This is a genomic window from Pseudomonas sp. NDM, assembly GCF_003105095.1.
Taxonomy (GTDB): domain Bacteria; phylum Pseudomonadota; class Gammaproteobacteria; order Pseudomonadales; family Pseudomonadaceae; genus Aquipseudomonas; species Aquipseudomonas moraviensis_A.
Genome location: NZ_QETJ01000097.1, coordinates 1 through 18,159, shown reverse-complemented (window position 1 = coordinate 18,159; position 18,159 = coordinate 1). Strand labels below are relative to the sequence as shown.

Annotated in this window: 14 protein-coding genes; 5 read left to right on the top strand and 9 right to left on the bottom strand. The window is 59.1% G+C overall.

Going from position 1 to position 18,159, the window contains the following annotated elements; all coding sequences use genetic code 11:
- Positions 1-73: 73 nt before the first annotated feature.
- The 6 genes from cysG to ftsK form a co-directional block, all read right to left on the bottom strand.
- Positions 74-1,468: a siroheme synthase CysG gene (gene cysG / locus DCO47_RS18310; RefSeq protein WP_064363630.1), complete on the bottom strand. Its 1,395-nt coding sequence runs from the start codon at positions 1,466-1,468 to the stop codon at positions 74-76.
- Entirely contained in the window at positions 1,469-2,749 is a 1,281-nt protein-coding gene (gene serS, locus DCO47_RS18305; RefSeq protein WP_065616030.1) for a serine--tRNA ligase, read from the bottom strand.
- Between the two features lie 15 nt (positions 2,750-2,764).
- Positions 2,765-3,139, bottom strand: coding sequence for a fluoride efflux transporter CrcB (gene crcB, locus DCO47_RS18300; RefSeq protein WP_016775261.1), 375 nt, complete (start codon positions 3,137-3,139; stop codon positions 2,765-2,767).
- Entirely contained in the window at positions 3,139-4,461 is a 1,323-nt protein-coding gene (locus DCO47_RS18295; protein WP_116658627.1) for a replication-associated recombination protein A, read from the bottom strand. Before DCO47_RS18295 ends, crcB begins: the two co-directional genes overlap by 1 nt.
- A 162-nt stretch (positions 4,462-4,623) precedes the next feature.
- Positions 4,624-5,244: an outer membrane lipoprotein chaperone LolA gene (lolA, locus tag DCO47_RS18290; RefSeq protein WP_042609224.1), complete on the bottom strand. Its 621-nt coding sequence runs from the start codon at positions 5,242-5,244 to the stop codon at positions 4,624-4,626.
- Positions 5,245-5,309: 65 nt separating this feature from the next.
- Positions 5,310-7,718 carry a DNA translocase FtsK gene (gene ftsK, locus DCO47_RS18285; protein ID WP_041477069.1) on the bottom strand — a complete coding sequence of 803 codons (2,409 nt, stop codon included), beginning with the start codon at positions 7,716-7,718 and terminating at the stop codon, positions 5,310-5,312.
- 522 nt (positions 7,719-8,240) lie between these two features.
- Here ftsK and aat point away from each other — a divergent pair.
- The 3 genes from aat to infA all read left to right on the top strand — a co-directional run bounded on the left by aat (position 8,241) and on the right by infA (position 10,018).
- Positions 8,241-8,921, top strand: coding sequence for a leucyl/phenylalanyl-tRNA--protein transferase (gene aat / locus DCO47_RS18280; protein WP_116658626.1), 681 nt, complete (start codon positions 8,241-8,243; stop codon positions 8,919-8,921).
- Between the two features lie 58 nt (positions 8,922-8,979).
- Complete coding sequence (locus DCO47_RS18275) at positions 8,980-9,687, top strand: arginyltransferase (protein WP_042609221.1); 708 nt, start codon at positions 8,980-8,982, stop codon at positions 9,685-9,687.
- A 112-nt stretch (positions 9,688-9,799) separates the two neighbouring features.
- A complete protein-coding gene (gene infA / locus DCO47_RS18270) occupies positions 9,800-10,018 on the top strand; it encodes a translation initiation factor IF-1 (protein WP_002553999.1) in 219 nt (72 codons plus the stop codon).
- A 739-nt stretch (positions 10,019-10,757) separates the two neighbouring features.
- Here the strand turns inward: infA and clpA are convergent.
- Positions 10,758-13,028, bottom strand: coding sequence for an ATP-dependent Clp protease ATP-binding subunit ClpA (clpA, locus tag DCO47_RS18265; RefSeq protein ID WP_016775266.1), 2,271 nt, complete (start codon positions 13,026-13,028; stop codon positions 10,758-10,760).
- 30 nt (positions 13,029-13,058) lie between these two features.
- Positions 13,059-13,442 (bottom strand): ATP-dependent Clp protease adapter ClpS, encoded by a 384-nt coding sequence (gene clpS, locus DCO47_RS18260; protein WP_011334948.1) that lies wholly within the window; start codon positions 13,440-13,442, stop codon positions 13,059-13,061.
- Positions 13,443-13,666: 224 nt separating this feature from the next.
- Here clpS and DCO47_RS18255 point away from each other — a divergent pair, with 224 nt between their 5' ends.
- Positions 13,667-13,972, top strand: a complete 306-nt coding sequence (locus DCO47_RS18255) for a cold shock domain-containing protein (protein WP_064363633.1) — start codon at positions 13,667-13,669, stop codon at positions 13,970-13,972.
- An 82-nt stretch (positions 13,973-14,054) separates the two neighbouring features.
- On the opposite strand, the gene icd is transcribed toward DCO47_RS18255, so the two are convergent.
- The gene (gene icd / locus DCO47_RS18250) at positions 14,055-15,311 is read right to left on the bottom strand and encodes an NADP-dependent isocitrate dehydrogenase (RefSeq protein WP_056788899.1); all 1,257 of its coding nucleotides are present in this window, start codon (positions 15,309-15,311) and stop codon (positions 14,055-14,057) included.
- Positions 15,312-15,792: 481 nt separating this feature from the next.
- Between icd and DCO47_RS18245 the strand changes: the two genes are divergently transcribed.
- On the top strand, positions 15,793-18,018 hold the full coding sequence (locus DCO47_RS18245) for an NADP-dependent isocitrate dehydrogenase (RefSeq protein WP_116658625.1): 2,226 nt from the start codon (positions 15,793-15,795) through the stop codon (positions 18,016-18,018).
- Positions 18,019-18,159: the final 141 nt, after the last annotated feature.

Below are 18,159 nucleotides of genomic sequence, written 5' to 3'. Positions count from 1 at the left end.
GCCTTCGGCAGCTCCTACATGAGAATGCGTTCCCTGTAGGAGCTGCCGAAGGCTGCGATCTTTTTGCTTTGACTCAGATTTGCGCCTGCGCCCCTTCGAACCAGGCCAGTTTCTCGCGCAGTTGCACCACTTCACCGACGATTACCAATGTCGGCGCATGCACTTCATGCTCCGCCACCAATCGCGGCAAGTCGGCCAGCGTGCCGGTAAAGACCCGCTGATTGATTGTGGTGCCCTGCTGAATCAACGCCGCCGGAGTTTCAGCTGCGCGGCCGTGTCTGATCAACTGCTCGCAGATGACCGGCAACCCCACCAGGCCCATGTAGAACACCAGCGTCTGCGCCGGGGCCACCAGGTCAGCCCATGGCAGATCGGTGGAACCATCCTTCAAGTGCCCAGTGACAAACCGCACGGACTGCGCGTGGTCGCGATGGGTCAGCGGAATTCCCGCGTAGGCCGCACAACCGCTGGCCGCCGTGATCCCGGGTACCACCTGGAACGGGATGCCGTGAGCGGCGAGTTCCTCAATCTCCTCACCACCGCGGCCGAAGATAAACGGATCGCCGCCCTTCAACCGCACCACGCGCTTGCCGGCCTTGGCCAAATCGACCAGTTGCTGGTTGATCTGGTCCTGCGGCACCGCATGTTCGGAACGACGCTTGCCGACATACACCCGCTCGGCATCGCGACGGCACAATTCCAGAATCGCCGGTGCCACCAGACGATCGTAGAGCACCACGTCGGCTTGCTGCATCAGACGCAGTGCGCGAAAGGTCAACAGATCCGGATCACCCGGGCCGGCACCGACCAGATAAACCTCGCCAGTGGTGACCATTGGCTCGCCATCCACCTTCGCCTGCAACAGACGCTCGGCTTCAGCGCCCTGCCCGGCCAGTTGCCGATCGGCGATCGGGCCCTGAAACACGTCTTCCCAGAAGCCACGACGCTGCTGCACATCCGGAAACAGGTTTTTCACCTGATGGCGGAAACGTGCAGCCAGCCCAGCCAACTGACCGTAAGTCGAGGGAATCCAGGTTTCAATCTTGGCGCGGATCAGACGCGCCAGTACCGGCGCATCGCCGCCGCTGGAGACAGCGATGATCAACGGCGAGCGATCGACGATCGCCGGGAAGATCACGCTGCACAGGGCAGGCGCATCGACCACGTTGACCGGCACGCAACGCCGATGCGCATCGGTGGAGACTTGCGCATTCAGCGTTTCGTCGTCGGTGGCGGCAATGATCAGCCCGCAACCGTCCAGATCCGTCTCGACGTAGCCGCGCAACAGGCATTCACCGCCGCTGCCAGCGACCAGTTCGGCCAGTTGCGTTTCGATTTCAGGTGCGACCACCCGCAGCAGCGCACCGGCATCGGCCAGCAGGCGGGATTTGCGCAAGGCAATTTCCCCCCCACCGACGACCAACACACGACTGCCGCGCAGGTTGTGAAACAGCGGCAGATATTTCATTTAGCCGATGACCTCAAGGCCACCCATGTACGGCTTGAGCACGTCCGGCACACGGATGGAACCGTCGGCCTGCTGATAGTTTTCCAGCACGGCAACCAGGGTACGACCGACCGCCAGCCCGGAACCGTTCAAGGTGTGCACCAGCTCAGGCTTGCCGGTTTCCGGGTTACGGAAACGCGCCTGCATGCGACGCGCCTGGAAGTCGCCGCAGTTGGAGCACGAAGAGATTTCGCGGTATTTGTCCTGGCTCGGGATCCACACTTCCAGATCGTAGGTCTTGACCGCACTGAAACCCATGTCGCCAGTGCACAGTGCCAGGGTGCGGTAAGGCAGGCCGAGCAGTTGCAAGACTTTTTCGGCGTTGGCGGTCAGGCCTTCCAGCGCTTCCATCGATTGCGACGGCTCAACGATCTGCACCATCTCGACCTTGTCGAACTGGTGCTGGCGAATCATCCCGCGAGTGTCGCGACCCGACGCGCCGGCTTCGCTACGGAAGCACGGGGTATGGGCGACGAACTTGATCGGCAGTGACTTCGAATCGACGATTTCGCCGGCAACGATGTTGGTCAGCGATACCTCGGCAGTCGGGATCAGGTACAGATCGGCTTCGCCTTCACGGGCGATCTTGAACAGGTCTTCTTCGAACTTCGGCAGTTGACCGGTGCCTTGCAGTGCCGGTGCCTGGACCAGATAAGGCGTGTAGGCCTCTTCGTAGCCATGCTCGTTGACGTGCAGGTTGATCATGAACTGTGCCAGCGCGCGATGCAGACGCGCGATCGGGCCACGCAACAAGGCGAAACGAGCGCCAGACAGCTTGGCAGCGGTTTCGAAGTCCAGCCAGCCGAACTTTTCGCCGAGAGCGACGTGATCTTTCACTTCGAAATCGAATTGGGTTGGCGTGCCCCAGCGGCGTACTTCGACGTTGTCGTCTTCGTCCTTGCCGACCGGCACCGACTCGTGCGGCAGGTTCGGGATACCGAGCAGGATCGAATCGAGTTCGGTCTGGATCGCGTCCAGCTCGACCTTGCCAGCGCTCAGTTCGCCCGCCATGCGCTCGACGTCCGCCATCAGCGGCGCGATGTCTTCGCCACGCTGCTTGGCCTGCCCGATGGATTTGGAACGCGCGTTACGCTCAGCCTGCAGTGCTTCGGTGCGGGTCTGGACGGTCTTGCGCTGTTCTTCCAGCGCTTCGATGCGCGCGGTGTCCAGGGCAAAGCCACGGGAAGCCAGGCGGTCCGCTACGTCCTGAAGGTTGCTACGTAACAGTTTGGAATCGAGCATGTCGGTTTCTCGTTATCAAAGTTTGGTCAGGGACAGGCCAGCCCATGTTGCGAGCAGCCCGCCGAATACGCTCAATGCCGCATAGCCGAGGGCCAGCAACACTTGCCCGCTTTCCAGCAGGCGCACCGTATCCAGTGAAAAGGATGAAAAAGTCGTCAGCCCCCCGAGGAAGCCGACCATCAACCCGGCACGCACCTCGATCGGCACTTCCGGGCGTATCAAAAACAGGCCATACAACACGCCAATCAACAGGCAGCCCACGATATTAACGGCCAGCGTCGCGGTATAGAAGTGCCGCGGCCAATTGGCGCTGACCCAATTGCCGGTGGCGAAGCGCAACAATGTGCCAGCGACGCCGCCGACCGACACTGCGAGGATCAATGGGACCACTACTTTCTCCGCTGCCGAGGGCTCAGACGATCGAGTTGAGCGAGGTGATTGAGCTTCTCGCCGATCTTCAACTCCAGGCCACGGGGCACTGGCTGATAGAACGGAATCGGCTCGAGTTCTTCCGGGAAATAGTCTTCGCCGGCGGCATAAGCGTCCGGCTCATCGTGGGCATAGCGGTACTCGTCGCCATAACCCAACTGCTTCATCAGCTTGGTTGGAGCATTGCGCAGGTGCAGCGGCACTTCCAGGGAGCCGTTTTCGGCCGCTGCGCGCAGGGCGGTCTTGAAACCCATGTACACCGCATTGCTTTTCGGTGCGCAGGCCAGATACGTGATGGCCTGGGCCACTGCCAATTCGCCTTCCGGGCTGCCAAGACGCTCCTGCACCTCCCATGCCGCCAGGCACAGGCTCAGCGCACGCGGGTCGGCATTGCCAATGTCTTCGCTGGCCATGCGCACCACGCGCCGCGCCAGATACAGCGGATCGCAACCGCCGTCGATCATCCGCGCAAACCAGTACAGCGCGCCGTCGGGATTGGAGCCGCGCACCGATTTGTGCAGCGCCGATATCTGGTCGTAAAACGCCTCGCCACCCTTGTCGAAACGCCGACGGGTGTCGCCGAGCAGGCTTTGCAGCAGCTCGGTGCCGATTTCGCTGTTGTCTTCGGCCAGATCGGAGGCGTTCTCCAGCAGATTGAGCAGACGCCGGCCATCGCCATCGGCGGCGGACAGCAACATCTGAAAACCTTCATCGCTCAGCGTCAGGTTGCGCTTGCCCAACCCGCGCTCTTCGGTAAGCGCGCGGTGCACCAGCTTGCGCAACGCCGCTTCGTCGAGGCTTTTCAGCACATAGACCCGGGCACGCGACAACAATGCGTTGTTGAGTTCGAACGAAGGGTTTTCGGTGGTGGCGCCGATGAAGATCAGCGTGCCGTCTTCAACGTACGGCAGAAAGGCGTCCTGCTGCGACTTGTTGAAGCGGTGCACTTCGTCGACAAACAGGATCGTGCGCTTGCCGTACTGGCCGGCCTGCTGCTTGGCGATCTCAACCGCCTGACGGATCTCCTTGACCCCGGCGAGTACTGCCGAGACGGTTTCGAAGTGCGCATCGGAGACTTCTGCGAGCAACCGCGCCAGGGTGGTCTTACCCACGCCCGGAGGGCCCCAGAAGATCATCGAATGCAGCGCGCCCTGCTCCAGCGCCTCACGCAGAGGCTTGCCGCGAGCGAGCACGTGTTCCTGACCGACGTACTCATCCAGATTGGCCGCACGCAGACGCGCGGCCAAGGGTTGGGCAATCGGTACACTGCGAAACAGATCCATCACGTAGCGTTGAAACCTCTGATTTTTTAAACCTGTGGCGAGAGAGCTTGCTCCCGTCGGGGCGCGAAGCAGCCCCGCTCTTCATTCAGAAGCGGGGCCTGCTGCGCAGTCCAGCGGGAGCAAGCTCCCTCGCCACAATAGCTCCGACACGGAACCTGGCGTTTATTCCTGGATGACGTCGGCACCCTTGGGAATGTCGAATTTGAATTTGGATGCCGGCACCGCTTCGTTGGCCTTGACACCGGTAAACAGGATATTGGTGCGCTGGCCGACGCTGTCGATCAGTTGCATGTCATTGAGCAGACCGTTGCGGAACGACAGGCGCAGATTGTCGAAGAGGGTGTCCTTGGTCTTCGGCTTGAGGGTGAAGTCGATCACACCGCCCGCCTCTTTCGCGCTGATATCGAAGCTCTGGCTGATCTTCGAGACATCACCGGACAGCAGCAGCGCCGGGGTCTGGGTCAGACGCTCGTCGAGCTTCTTGATGGTTGCCTGTTCCAGGTCCGGGTCCCACAGGGTGACTTTCTTGCCATCGGAGACCATGGTCTGCTCGGCCGGTGCGTTGGTGTGCCAGTAGAACAGACCCGGACGCTGCAGGGTCATGTTGCCGGTGGTTTCCTGCAACTGCGTACCGCCGCCGTCGAGGGTCAACTGGGAAAAATTTGCCGACAGGGTTTTCGATGTTTCCAGCAATTGAGTCAGGCGCGCCACGTCCTTTTCATCGGCGTGGGCCGTGAGCGTGGTCAGCGCCAGTACTGGCAACAGCATGCGGATAAGGCGCATTGGAGTCCTCTTGAATACGTGGGAAAGCGGGCGGCGCGTCATTGCGCCGCCCGAGTCATTGCGTTTCAGTCGCGTACCGGGCCCGGGGCCAGGACTTCACGCGAACCGTTGGTGTTCATTGACGTGACGACACCGGCCATTTCCATCGCCTCGATCATCCGCGCGGCGCGGTTGTAGCCGATCTTCAGCTTGCGCTGAACAGCGGAAATCGACGCGCGACGGCTTTCGAGGACGAACTGCACCGCTTCGTCATACAGCGCGTCGGCTTCCGGATCATCACCGTCGCCACCACCGCTACTGCCTTCAAAGCCGCTGCCCGCCTCTTCGACACCGTTTAGGATGTCGTCGTTGTATTCCGGCGCGCCGCGCAGTTTCCACGCCTCGACCACACGGTGAACCTCATCGTCGGAGACGAACGCGCCGTGCACCCGGATCGGCAAACTGGTACCCGGCGGCATGTAGAGCATGTCACCGTGACCCAGCAGTTGCTCGGCGCCACCCTGGTCGATGATGGTCCGCGAGTCGATCTTGCTCGACACCTGGAACGCCATGCGAGTCGGGATGTTGGCCTTGATCAGACCGGTGATCACGTCCACCGAAGGGCGCTGGGTTGCGAGGATCAAGTGGATGCCCGCCGCACGCGCCTTCTGCGCGATACGCGCGATCAGTTCTTCAACCTTCTTGCCGACGATCATCATCATGTCGGCGAATTCGTCGACCACCACGACAATGGTCGGCAGTTTCTGCAGCAGCGGCGCTTCGTCGTGAATGCTTTCACGCTTGTACAGCGGATCACTCAATGGCTCGCCGGCATCCTGGGCTTCCTTGACCTTGGCGTTGAAGCCGGACAGGTTACGCACGCCCATCTTCGCCATCAGCTTGTAGCGCCGCTCCATCTCGGCAACGCTCCAGCGCAAGGCGTTGGCGGCGTCCTTCATGTCGGTCACCACCGGGCACAACAAATGCGGAATGCCTTCGTAGATCGACAGCTCGAGCATTTTCGGGTCGATCATGATGAGCTTGGCGTCGTCCGGGCCGGACTTGAACAGGATCGACAGGATCATCGCGTTCACGCCCACGGACTTACCGGAACCGGTGGTACCGGCCACCAAAAGGTGCGGCATCTTCGCCAGGTCGGTGATGACCGGCTTGCCACCGATGTCGTGACCGAGCGCCAGGGTGACCGGGGATTTGAAATTGTCGTACTCGGGCGTCGACAGCACTTCGGAGAAGCGCACGATCTGACGGTCTTCGTTGGGAATTTCGATACCGACGGTGGTCTTGCCCGGAATCACCTCGACCACCCGCACGCTGGTTACCGCCAGGGAGCGTGCAAGGTCTTTCGCCAGGTTGGCGATGCGGCTGACTTTTACCCCAGCGGCAGGCTGGATCTCGTAACGGGTAATCACCGGGCCCGGATGAATCGAATCCACCGTGACTTCGACACCGAATTCCTTGAGCTTGATTTCCAGCAAGTGGCCGACGGCTGCCAGCGACTCAGGCGAATAGTTGAGTTGTTTCTTTTCCGCAGGATCAAGAATCGAGATCGGCGGCAAGGTGCCTTCCACCGCGCTGTCGACGAACAACGGCGCCTGTTTCTCTTTCTGCACGCGCTTGCTCGGCTCTGGCGCCTTGGCCGGTGCCGGCGCGATGACCGGAGGCACCTGCTTCTCGCGATCGGACATGTGCTTGCTCAGCGCTTGCTCGCGCTCGATCAGGCGCTCCTTGACCTTGGCCTGCTCACGCTTGTCGGTGACAGTGGGTGCGACCACATCATGTACGCGGTCATCGACCTCACGCAGTTGCGCCACCAGTTGCTTGCGCTCGGTGCGCGCCGACCACCAGCGGTTGAGCGCGCCCTGGAACAGTTCGAACAGATCAAGGGTGATCTTGCCGGTGACATCCATCACCTTGAACCACGACAGGTCGGTAAATACGGTCAGGCCGAAGAGGAACAGAGCGATGAACAGCAGCGTACTGCCCTGAATGTTCAGCGCATTTTTCGCCAGATCGCCAAGGCTTTCGCCCAAGGCCCCGCCAGCGCCAGCCGGCAGACCGGTCGCGGCATGGAAATGAATGTGCGCCAGCGCAGCACCCGAGAGCACCAGGAACACCAGACCGATCAGGCGCCAGGAGAACAGCCAGCCGCTCCACTGCCACGGTTCGTGGCGTTGACGGAAGATCTGGTACGCCTTGACCGCCAGCAGCAGCGGAAAGATATAGGCGAAGTAACCGAGCACCATGAACAGGATATCGGCGCTGTACGAGCCTGCCGGACCGCCGAAGTTCTGCACGTCGTCGATCTTGCTGTTATGACTCCAGCCCGGATCGTCCTTCCCGTAAGTCAGCAAAGCCATCATCAGGAACAGGCACAAGGCGCCAATGGCGATCAATGCACCTTCCTTGAGCCGGTAGTGCAGCTGTTGGCGCCAGAGCGGAACGACTGTTTTGGGTGCTTCGGTGGTCTTCTTCAAAACGCTTCTTTTCCTGCGCCCAAGGCGCGTCCATCTATTGAATGACGATAAAAAACTGCCCGATCCAGGCAGGTAAAAAGGTGAAAAGCTCAACTGAGACTACTTTTAACACTGTGCCACTGGTTTTATAAACACAGCCATAAACACTCCACACAGCGAAAAGCCCGTCACAACCCGGCATTGTACGGGTTTGTGCGCCCGACGCCATGCTTGAGCGCTCAGCCTTAAGCATAGCCAAACGCATGGGAATCGCGTTGCAATTGGAGCATGCATTGTCTTGCGTGACAAAGGCTTATGAGCTGTATTTGATGAACGTAGCGAGGCTGGTCGGATATGGCGGACAGAAATGCCAAGCAGGCATCGATACGGTGACGCTTACGACCACGGGCGACACATCAAGTTGCAGCTCGACAGTCATCGCACCTGACATCTGTGCAGGACATCGGCGCCGTTTCGCGGCAAACTCTTTCGCGGGGCTGCGCGCCCTCCTGATCGCCCTCCCCTTCTGCAAGCCTGGATGCCATGCTGACTTGGTTACAACGTAATTCCCTGACCTTTCCGCCCCTGGAAAAAGCCATGCGCGAGCCAAACGGACTGCTCGCCGCCGGTGGTGATCTCTCCGCTGACCGGCTGATCCAGGCCTATCGCCACGGCTGTTTTCCCTGGTTCTCCGAGGGCCAACCGATTCTCTGGTGGTCGCCGGATCCGCGCACCGTGCTGCTTCCCGACGAACTGCACGTCTCGCGCAGTCTCGGCAAGTTGCTGCGCAAGCAACGCTATCAAGTGACCTTCGATCAGGATTTCGCCGCCGTTATCCAGGCCTGCGCTGCGCCCCGTGATTACGCCGATGGCACCTGGATCACTGAAGCCATGCAGGATGCCTACGTCGAACTGCATCGGCGCGGTTTCGCCCATTCGGTTGAAGTCCGGGACGATGGACAACTGGTTGGCGGCCTGTATGGCCTGGCGATGGGTCGATTGTTTTTTGGCGAGTCGATGTTCAGCCGCGCCGACAACGCTTCCAAGTACGGCTTCGCCACCCTGGTGCAGCATTTGAAAGCCGCCGGCTTTGTCCTGATCGACTGCCAGATGCCGACCGACCACCTTCACAGCCTCGGTGCACGGTCGATTCCGCGCAGGGAATTCGCCGACTATCTGCAGCGCCATCTCGATCAACCGAATTCGGCGACCTGGGTTTGCTGAGCGACTTTTGCGCAGGTGGCTTACACTTAATCCACCAGCTTATCCCGAGGGTTGATTCATGACCGAGTTGGCGCGTTTGAAGTTCTATGCCACTCAGCCCCACTCTTGCAGTTATCTGCCCGAGGAGCAGGCCACGACGCTGTTTCTCGACCCGAGTCAGCCCATGGATGTGCACGTCTACGCAGATCTGTCGGAAATGGGCTTTCGTCGCAGCGGCGATCACCTGTACCGGCCGCATTGCCAGAATTGCAATGCGTGCGTGCCTGCGCGCATTCCTTCGGCCCAGTTCATTGCCAACCGCCAGCAAAAGCGAATCTACAAACGCAACGCCGATTTGCAAGTGCAGCCAGTCAAACCGCAGTTCAGTGAAGAATACTTCGACCTGTACCAGCGCTACATCGAACAGCGTCATGCCGACGGCGACATGTACCCGCCGAGCCGTGATCAGTTCTCGACGTTTCTGGTACGTGATCTACCCTTCTCGCGCTTCTACGAGTTCCGACTCGACGGACGGCTGCTCGCGGTGGCGGTCACCGACCTGCTGCCAAACGGTCTGTCGGCGGTGTACACCTTCTACGAACCGAACGAAGAACGGCGCAGCCTCGGTCGTTACGCGATCCTCTGGCAAATCGCCGAGAGCCAGCGCTTGGGCCTTGAGGCGGTGTACCTGGGTTACTGGATCAAGAACTGCAAAAAGATGAACTACAAGACGCAATATCGGCCCATTGAATTGCTGATCAATCAGCGCTGGGTCGTCCTGAACTAAACCCACGGCCTAAACCCCTTGGCGTAAACCCCATTTTTCGGGCACAATGCACGCCGCTTTTGCCTGGCGCAGTTGCACCGGGCCATTCATTGGATACCGAGGGCTTTACTGCATGTCGAAAGAAGACAGCTTCGAAATGGAAGGCACTGTCGTCGACACCCTGCCCAACACCATGTTTCGTGTGGAGTTGGAAAATGGGCACGTCGTAACCGCGCATATTTCCGGCAAGATGCGCAAGAACTACATTCGTATTCTTACCGGTGACAAAGTGCGCGTCGAGCTGACGCCCTATGATTTGAGCAAAGGGCGGATCACTTACCGCGCTCGTTAATCAAGTCAATACAGAACGCCCGGGTTATGCCGGGCGTTTTTGTATCTGCGCTTTATTGGTTTGTGTGTATATCCATTTTTTCGGGTGCGGCCGCTGGCGGTTTCGCTCTTACAGCGAGTCACCTTTTCCAAACGCCAAAAAGGTAACCCAAAAGGCTTTGCCCCGGCGTTCAGCCCGCTCGCTGGGGATCGGGGTTCCTTCGTTACGGGATTGATCCCGTAACGAAGCCTGCCAAAGGGGCAAAAGATCAAAAGCCGGATCAAGAGCCCCTCACCCTAGCCCTCTCCCGGAGGGAGAGGGGACTGACCGCGGTGTTTAGGCGAGGTACGCCGACGTGAGATACCGAGTTGAATGCAGGTTTTGAACACCACACAAATCGGCCCCCTCTCCCTCGGGAGAGGGCTGGGGTGAGGGGCGAATCCAACGCAGATCCAAAGCAGACCACACGCTTTTCACCACTCAACAATGAGCGTTAGCTCGAGTGCTTTTGATCTTGATCCACGGGCGACGTCGGAAGGCTGAGCGGATCGATCCCGCAGCGAAGGAACCCGAGCCTGCGAGGGCCTAACGCAGGAGCAAGCGTTTTTTTGCTTACTTTTTTAGGCGTTTGTAAAAAATGTGAGTCGCCGTCAGGGCGAAACCCTAAGCAGCCGTAACCGCAGCAACGGATATTCACCCAAAACCCCCAAACGACAAACAGCAAAAAGGCGCCCGAAGGCGCCCTCTTAATACACGACCGTCAGGCCATTTCCGCAGTAGTCTCGAAGTCAAACGTCAACTCCCCGTCCTTGATGTCGATGTGCACCACACCGCCATGCTCGGCCAGTTCGCCAAACAGAATCTCCTCCGCCAACGGACGCTTGATCTTGTCCTGAATCAGACGCGCCATCGGACGTGCGCCCATTGCCGAATCGTAACCACCCGCCGCCAGCCAGCTGCGCGCCGCATCGGTAACCTCGAGCAACACGCGCTTGTCTTCCAGCTGCGCCTGCAGTTCGGTGAGGAACTTGTCCACCACGCTTTTGATGACCTCATGGCTGAGGCGACCAAACTGGATAATGGTGTCCAGACGGTTACGGAATTCCGGTGTAAAGCTCTTCTTGATCACTTCCATCGCATCAGAGGAGTGATCCTGATGGGTGAAACCGATCGAAGCCCGCGCGGCCGTTTCGGCACCGGCGTTGGTGGTCATGATCACGATCACGTTGCGGAAGTCCGCCTTGCGCCCGTTGTTATCGGTCAGCGTGCCGTGGTCCATGACCTGCAACAGCAGATTGAAGACTTCCGGATGCGCCTTCTCGATTTCGTCGAGCAGCAATACACAGTGCGGCTGCTTGGTAATCGCCTCGGTCAACAGACCGCCCTGATCGAATCCGACATAGCCTGGAGGTGCACCGATCAGACGCGATACGGTGTGACGCTCCATGTACTCGGACATGTCGAAGCGAACCAGTTCAATCCCCAAAGCCTTGGCCAGTTGCCGCGCAGCCTCGGTTTTACCGACACCGGTAGGCCCTGCGAACAGGAACGAACCGACTGGCTTGTCAGGCGACTTGAGCCCGGCGCGGGACAGCTTGATCGCGGTCGACAGCGAGTCGATCGCCGCGTCCTGACCAAACACGGTCAGCTTCAGGTCACGCTCCAGATTACGCAGCAGCTCCTTGTCGGAACTGGTGACGTGCTTAGGCGGAATCCGCGCGATCTTCGCAACGATGTCTTCGACCTGTGGCACTTCGATTCGCTTGACGCGCATCTCCACCGGTTGCAGACGCTGATAGGCGCCCGCCTCGTCGATCACGTCGATGGCCTTGTCCGGCATGTGCCGGTCATTGATGTAGCGCGACGCCAGTTCGGCAGCGGCACGCAACGACTCGTCGCTGTACTCGATGTTGTGATGCTGCTCGAAACGCCCTTTCAGGCCACGCAGGATACCGATGGTGTCTTCCACGGACGGCTCGACGACATCGACCTTCTGGAAACGACGCGCCAAGGCACGGTCCTTCTCGAAGATGCCGCGAAATTCCTGAAACGTAGTCGAACCGATGCAGCGAATGTCGCCAGACGACAGCAGCGGCTTGAGCAGGTTGGACGCATCCATCACGCCACCGGAGGCAGCACCCGCACCAATGATGGTGTGGATCTCGTCGATGAACAGGATCGCCTGCGGACGTTTCTTCAGCTCATTGAGCAGCGCCTTGAAACGCTTCTCGAAATCACCGCGATACTTGGTGCCCGCGAGCAGAGCGCCGAGATCGAGGGAATAAACAACCGCATTGGCCAGCAGATCCGGCACCTGGTTGTCGACGATGCGCTTGGCCAGACCTTCGGCAATCGCGGTTTTACCCACGCCTGCTTCGCCGACCAGCAGCGGGTTGTTCTTGCGCCGGCGCGCGAGAATCTGCGCGACACGCTCGACTTCCGATTCGCGGCCGACCAACGGATCGATGCGACCCTGGCGCGCGAGTTCGTTGAGGTTGCTGGCATAAGCATCCAGAGGATTGCCTGAAGAAGAAGACTCACCGCCCTCGTCGTCCTGCATATCTTGTTCACCTTCAGAGTGATCGCCGTGCCCCGGTACTTTGGAAATGCCGTGGGCGATGTAGTTGACGACATCGATGCGCGCAACGCTCTGCTGTTTCAGCAGGAACACTGCCTGACTCTCTTGCTCACTGAAGATGGCGACCAGCACGTTGGCGCCGGTCACTTCGCGTTTGCCCGAGCTCTGTACGTGAAAAACAGCACGCTGCAGGACACGCTGGAAGCCCAGGGTTGGCTGGGTCTCACGATCCTCGTCATGCACGGGGATCAATGGCGTGGTGGAGTCGATGAACTCCTGCAAATCATGCTTGAGTTTGTCGAGGTTTGCGCCGCAGGCACGCAAAACGGTGGCGGCAGCCTCATTATCCAATAGGGCCAGCAGGAGATGTTCGACGGTCATGAACTCATGACGCTTCGAACGAGCCTCCTTGAAGGCTAGATTGAGGGTGACTTCGAGCTCGCGGTTTAACATAGCTTCACCTCATACCCAAGTGGTCGGCGATTAACCGTCCTTCTCGATTTCACAGAGTAGCGGATGCTGGCTTTCCCTGGCGTACTGGTTGACCTGCATGGCCTTTGTCTCGGCGATGTCGCGGGTAAACACTCCACATACTGCCCGGCCTTCTGTATGGACGGCCAGCATGACCTTGGTCGCCAGCTCGCGATTCAGGTTAAAAAACACCTCGAGCACTTCGACGACGAAATCCATCGGTGTGTAGTCATCATTGAACAAAACCACCTTGTACATCGGCGGCGCCTGTAACGCGGGCTTTGCTTCCTGAACAGCAACGCCTGCCGAATCGTCGTCGTGCTCCTGTGGAAGATCCTTTTGGAGAAGCGGGCGATCCTGATTGAATGTTAGTCGAATCTGGCTGATTGCATGCATGGAAAAAAAGGTTCGTCAGTTGTGCGAATACAGTGGTGGGGGCGGTTGCACACGTTTTCAACTACGACTGCCCGGTCACCTTGACTATCGGGAAAACGGTGTTACAACCAATAGAGCCCACAGTGGGTAAAAAAGATCCGCGGAGTCAATTCTTTTATCGAATTCGATTGCGGATGTCGTGGATGATACTCCAGCGATGGAGTCTGTTGCAGAGGGATTTGAGCATGGCTGTCGGCAAGGTGAAATGGTTCAACAATGCCAAGGGATTCGGCTTTATCAATACCGACTCCCGGGAAGGCCGCGATGAGGATGGCAAGGACATTGATTTCTTCGCCCACTACTCGGCCATCCTGATGGACGGGTACAAGACGCTGAAAGCGGGCCAGACGGTGAAATTCGAGATCGTGCAAGGTCCGAAGGGCCTGCATGCGGTAGCCATTGAATCCGTAATCATCGAACCATCCACCGCTTCTGAAACTGCCGCTGTCGGCGCAGCTGCCGCTGCCGCAACTGCCAAGGCGATGAGCTGACTGATTCCTGCCTGAATACGCTGAGAAAAAAACCGCCTGACTCAACCCATCGAGTCAGGCGGTTTTCATGTGCCTGTAACTTTTACATATGCGAAATCAACGCATCCCCGAACCCCGAAGACGAAACCAGCTTGGCGCCATCCATCAAACGCTCGAAATCATAAGTAACAGTCTTCGCCCCGATCGCACCGTTGGTGCCCTTGATGATCAGGTCCGCCGCTTCAGTCCAGCCCATGTGACGCAACATCATCTCGGCCGAGAGAATCAGCGAGCCCGGGTTGACCTGGTCCTTGCCGGCATATTTCGGCGCGGTACCGTGGGTCGCTTCGAACATCGCCACGGTGTCGGAAAGGTTGGCACCCGGCGCAATGCCGATACCGCCCACTTCCGCCGCCAGGGCATCTGACAGGTAATCACCGTTGAGGTTGAGAGTGGCGATCACATCGTACTCGGCCGGGCGCAGCAGGATCTGCTGGAGCATGGCGTCGGCGATGGCGTCCTTGACCACAACGTTCTTGCCGGTTTTCGGGTTCTTGAACTGCATCCACGGGCCGCCATCGAGCAGGGTCGCGCCGAACTCTTCGGCCGCCACCTCGTAGGCCCATTCCTTGAAGGCACCTTCGGTGAACTTCATGATGTTGCCTTTGTGCACGATGGTCAGCGAGTCGCGGTCATTGTCGACCACGTATTGCAGGGCCTTGCGCGCCAGGCGCCTGGTGCCTTCGCGGGATACAGGCTTGACGCCGATGCCGCAGTTTTCGTCGAAACGGATCTTGGTGACGCCCATTTCTTCTTTAAGGAATTTGATTACCTTGGTGGCTTCCGGCGAACCGGCCTTCCACTCGATGCCGGCATAAATGTCTTCGGAGTTCTCGCGGAAGATGGTCATGTCGACATCGCCGGGCTTTTTCACCGGGCTTGGCACGCCTTCGAACCAGCGCACCGGGCGCAGGCAGACGTACAGGTCGAGTTGCTGACGCAGGGCCACGTTCAGCGAGCGGATGCCGCCACCGACCGGGGTGGTCAGCGGGCCTTTGATGGAGACTACGTAATCCTTGACGGCGTCGAGGGTTTCCTGCGGCAGCCAGGTGTCCTGATCGTAAACCTGGGTGGCTTTTTCGCCAGCGTAGACTTCCATCCAGGAAATCTTGCGCTTGCCGCCGTAGGCCTTTTCAACAGCAGCATCGACAACCTTGATCATCACCGGACTGATGTCGACACCAATACCGTCACCTTCGATGAAGGGGATGATCGGGTTATCAGGAACATTGAGAGAATGGTCTGCATTGACGGTGATTTTGTCGCCGACGGCTGGAACCTGAATCTTCTTGTAACCCATGCTGAACTCCATTGTTTGGATTGAACATCTGGCTTGCTTCGAGCGTAACCCAGTTGAATCAACACGCAAACCCTATGTTCCGCCACCCCGCACATCTCGTTTCGTACAAGCCTGAAAGCAAAGGGAAAAGCGCCAAACTCCAGCATTCGTAACGAGTCTTTGCCCGGTGCCGCCCTGCGACCTTTAGACCAATGGACGAGAATCGTTGCATATGAACCATCGGCAGATTGCCAGCTACCTATGTATAATGCCGCCCGCTGACCACAGGGTCACGACGGCTGGCCTCTCTAGCACGAGACTTTCCGCCTGATTGGTCGGGTTGTTACCGCAGCCTGACTGCTTGACGCTCTACTGATGCACCCAACATCACCGCGAAGAATCTCGACATTCGGTTCATGGATGACTTTGAACGAACGCGCTTACCCGGCGCCCCTCGAGTTTCTGCGCACGCTTTAGCAAAGAAGAGAGAGTTAATCCGAATATGCCCACCCGCTCGAAGATCATCTATACCTTCACCGACGAAGCTCCTGCCCTCGCCACCTATTCCCTGCTGCCGATCATCGAGGCTTACACCGCCTCGGCCGATATCGCCGTGGAAACCCGCGATATCTCTCTTGCAGCGCGCATCCTGGCAAGCTTCCCCGAGCAACTGGGCGACAAAGCCGTAGCCGACCACCTCGCCGAACTGGGCGACCTGGCCGTTACGCCTGAAGCCAACATCATCAAGCTGCCGAACATCAGTGCATCGGTGCCACAGCTGCAAGCCGCGATCAAAGAATTGCAGGCACAGGGCTACAACCTGCCGGATTACCCGGAAACCGTGACCAGCGACGCCGACAAAGACGCCAAGGCGCGCTACGACAAGGTCAAGGGCAGCGCCGTGAACCCGGTTCTGCGTGAAGGCAACTCCGACCGCCGCGCTCCGCTGTCGGTGAAGAACTACGCGCGCAAGCACCCGCACAAAATGGGCGCCTGGGCCAAGGACTCCAAGTCTCACGTCGCTCACATGAGCACCGGCGATTTCTACGGCAGCGAAAAAGCTGTCCTGATCGACGCCGCTGACGCAGTGAAGATCGAGCTGGTCGCCAAGGACGGTAGCGCTACCGTTCTGAAAGAGAAAACCACCGTTCAGGCTGGCGAGATCCTCGACTGCGCCGTAATGAGCAAAAACGCTCTGCGCGCGTTCATCGCTGCCGAGATCGAAAGCGCCAAGGCTCAGGGCGTACTGCTCTCGGTGCACTTGAAAGCAACCATGATGAAGGTTTCCGACCCGATCATGTTCGGCCAGATCGTTGCCGAGTTCTATAAAGACGCACTGACCAAACACGCTGACGTGCTGAACCAGATCGGCTTCAACCTGAACAACGGCATCGGCGATCTGTACGCGCGCATCAAGGCCCTGCCGGCCGAGCAGCAAGCGCAGATCGAAGCGGATATCGCCGCGGTCTACGCCGTTCGTCCATCGCTGGCGATGGTCAACTCCGACAAAGGCATCACCAACCTGCACGTGCCGAGCGACGTCATCGTCGACGCCTCGATGCCGGCGATGATCCGTGACTCCGGCAAGATGTGGGGCACCGATGGTCAGCTGCACGACACCAAGGCAGTTATCCCGGATCGCTGCTACGCGACCATCTACCAGGCCGTGATCGAAGACTGCAAAGCCAATGGCGCTTTCGATCCGACCACTATGGGCAGCGTGCCAAACGTTGGCCTGATGGCGAAGAAAGCCGAAGAGTACGGCTCTCACGACAAGACCTTCCAGATCAAGGCTGACGGCGTCGTTCGCGTCACCGACAGCAAAGGCAAGCTGCTGATGGAGCAGGCTGTCGAAGCCGGCGACATCTTCCGCATGTGCCAGACCAAAGACGCGCCGATCCAGGACTGGGTCAAACTGGCCGTCAACCGTGCTCGCGCGAGCAGCACGCCGGCGATCTTCTGGCTCGACCCGATGCGCGCTCACGATGGCGTGGTGATCGAGAAGGTTCAGGCTTATCTGAAGGATCACGACACCAGCGGTCTGGACATCCAGATCATGGCCCCGGTCGATGCGATGAAGTACACCCTGCAGCGCACCCGCGAAGGCAAGGACACCATTTCGGTGACCGGCAACGTACTGCGCGACTACCTGACCGACCTGTTCCCGATCATGGAACTGGGCACCAGCGCCAAGATGCTGTCGATCGTGCCGCTGATGAACGGCGGTGGCCTGTTCGAAACCGGCGCCGGCGGCTCGGCTCCGAAGCACGTGCAGCAACTGGTTGAAGAAAACTTCCTGCGCTGGGATTCGCTGGGTGAGTTCCTCGCCCTCGCCGCTTCCCTCGAGCATCTGGGCGTGAACTACAACAACCCGAAAGCGCTGGTGCTGTCGAAAACTCTGGACCAGGCCACTGGCCAGTTCCTCGACAACAACAAGTCGCCATCGCGCAAAGTCGGCAACATCGACAACCGCGGCAGCCACTTCTACCTGGCGATGTACTGGGCTCAGGCCCTGGCCGCCCAGACTGAAGACGCTGCACTGCAAGCGCAGTTCGCGACTCTGGCCAAGACGCTGACCGAGAACGAAGCGACCATCGTTGCCGAGCTCAACGCCGTTCAGGGCAAGCCAGTCGACATCGGCGGTTACTACCACGCCGACGCCGAGCTGATCAGCAAGGCCATGCGCCCAAGCGCAACCTTCAACAAAGCGATCGCTGCGCTGGTTTAAGGTTGTAATGCGGTAAACAGACCCCGGCCTTGTGTCGGGGTTTGTGTTTCCGAACACAACACAAATCCCCTGTAGGAGTGAGCCTGCTCGCGATAGCGGTATACCATTCAACATTGATGGTGACTGACCCGACGCTATCGC

Bases quoted from the DNA above. Each gene is read 5' to 3' on its own strand.
- serS (WP_065616030.1), bottom strand. From the start codon at position 2,749: ATGCTCGATTCCAAACTGTTACGTAGCAACCTTCAGGACGTAGCGGAC.
- DCO47_RS18245 (WP_116658625.1), top strand. From the start codon at position 15,793: ATGCCCACCCGCTCGAAGATCATCTATACCTTCACCGACGAAGCTCCT.
- DCO47_RS18255 (WP_064363633.1), top strand. From the start codon at position 13,667: ATGGCTGTCGGCAAGGTGAAATGGTTCAACAATGCCAAGGGATTCGGC.
- lolA (WP_042609224.1), bottom strand. From the start codon at position 5,244: ATGCGCCTTATCCGCATGCTGTTGCCAGTACTGGCGCTGACCACGCTC.
- infA (WP_002553999.1), top strand. From the start codon at position 9,800: ATGTCGAAAGAAGACAGCTTCGAAATGGAAGGCACTGTCGTCGACACC.
- DCO47_RS18295 (WP_116658627.1), bottom strand. From the start codon at position 4,461: ATGGATCTGTTTCGCAGTGTACCGATTGCCCAACCCTTGGCCGCGCGT.
- icd (WP_056788899.1), bottom strand. From the start codon at position 15,311: ATGGGTTACAAGAAGATTCAGGTTCCAGCCGTCGGCGACAAAATCACC.
- DCO47_RS18275 (WP_042609221.1), top strand. From the start codon at position 8,980: ATGACCGAGTTGGCGCGTTTGAAGTTCTATGCCACTCAGCCCCACTCT.
- aat (WP_116658626.1), top strand. From the start codon at position 8,241: ATGCTGACTTGGTTACAACGTAATTCCCTGACCTTTCCGCCCCTGGAA.
- clpS (WP_011334948.1), bottom strand. From the start codon at position 13,442: ATGCATGCAATCAGCCAGATTCGACTAACATTCAATCAGGATCGCCCG.
- cysG (WP_064363630.1), bottom strand. From the start codon at position 1,468: ATGAAATATCTGCCGCTGTTTCACAACCTGCGCGGCAGTCGTGTGTTG.
- clpA (WP_016775266.1), bottom strand. From the start codon at position 13,028: ATGTTAAACCGCGAGCTCGAAGTCACCCTCAATCTAGCCTTCAAGGAG.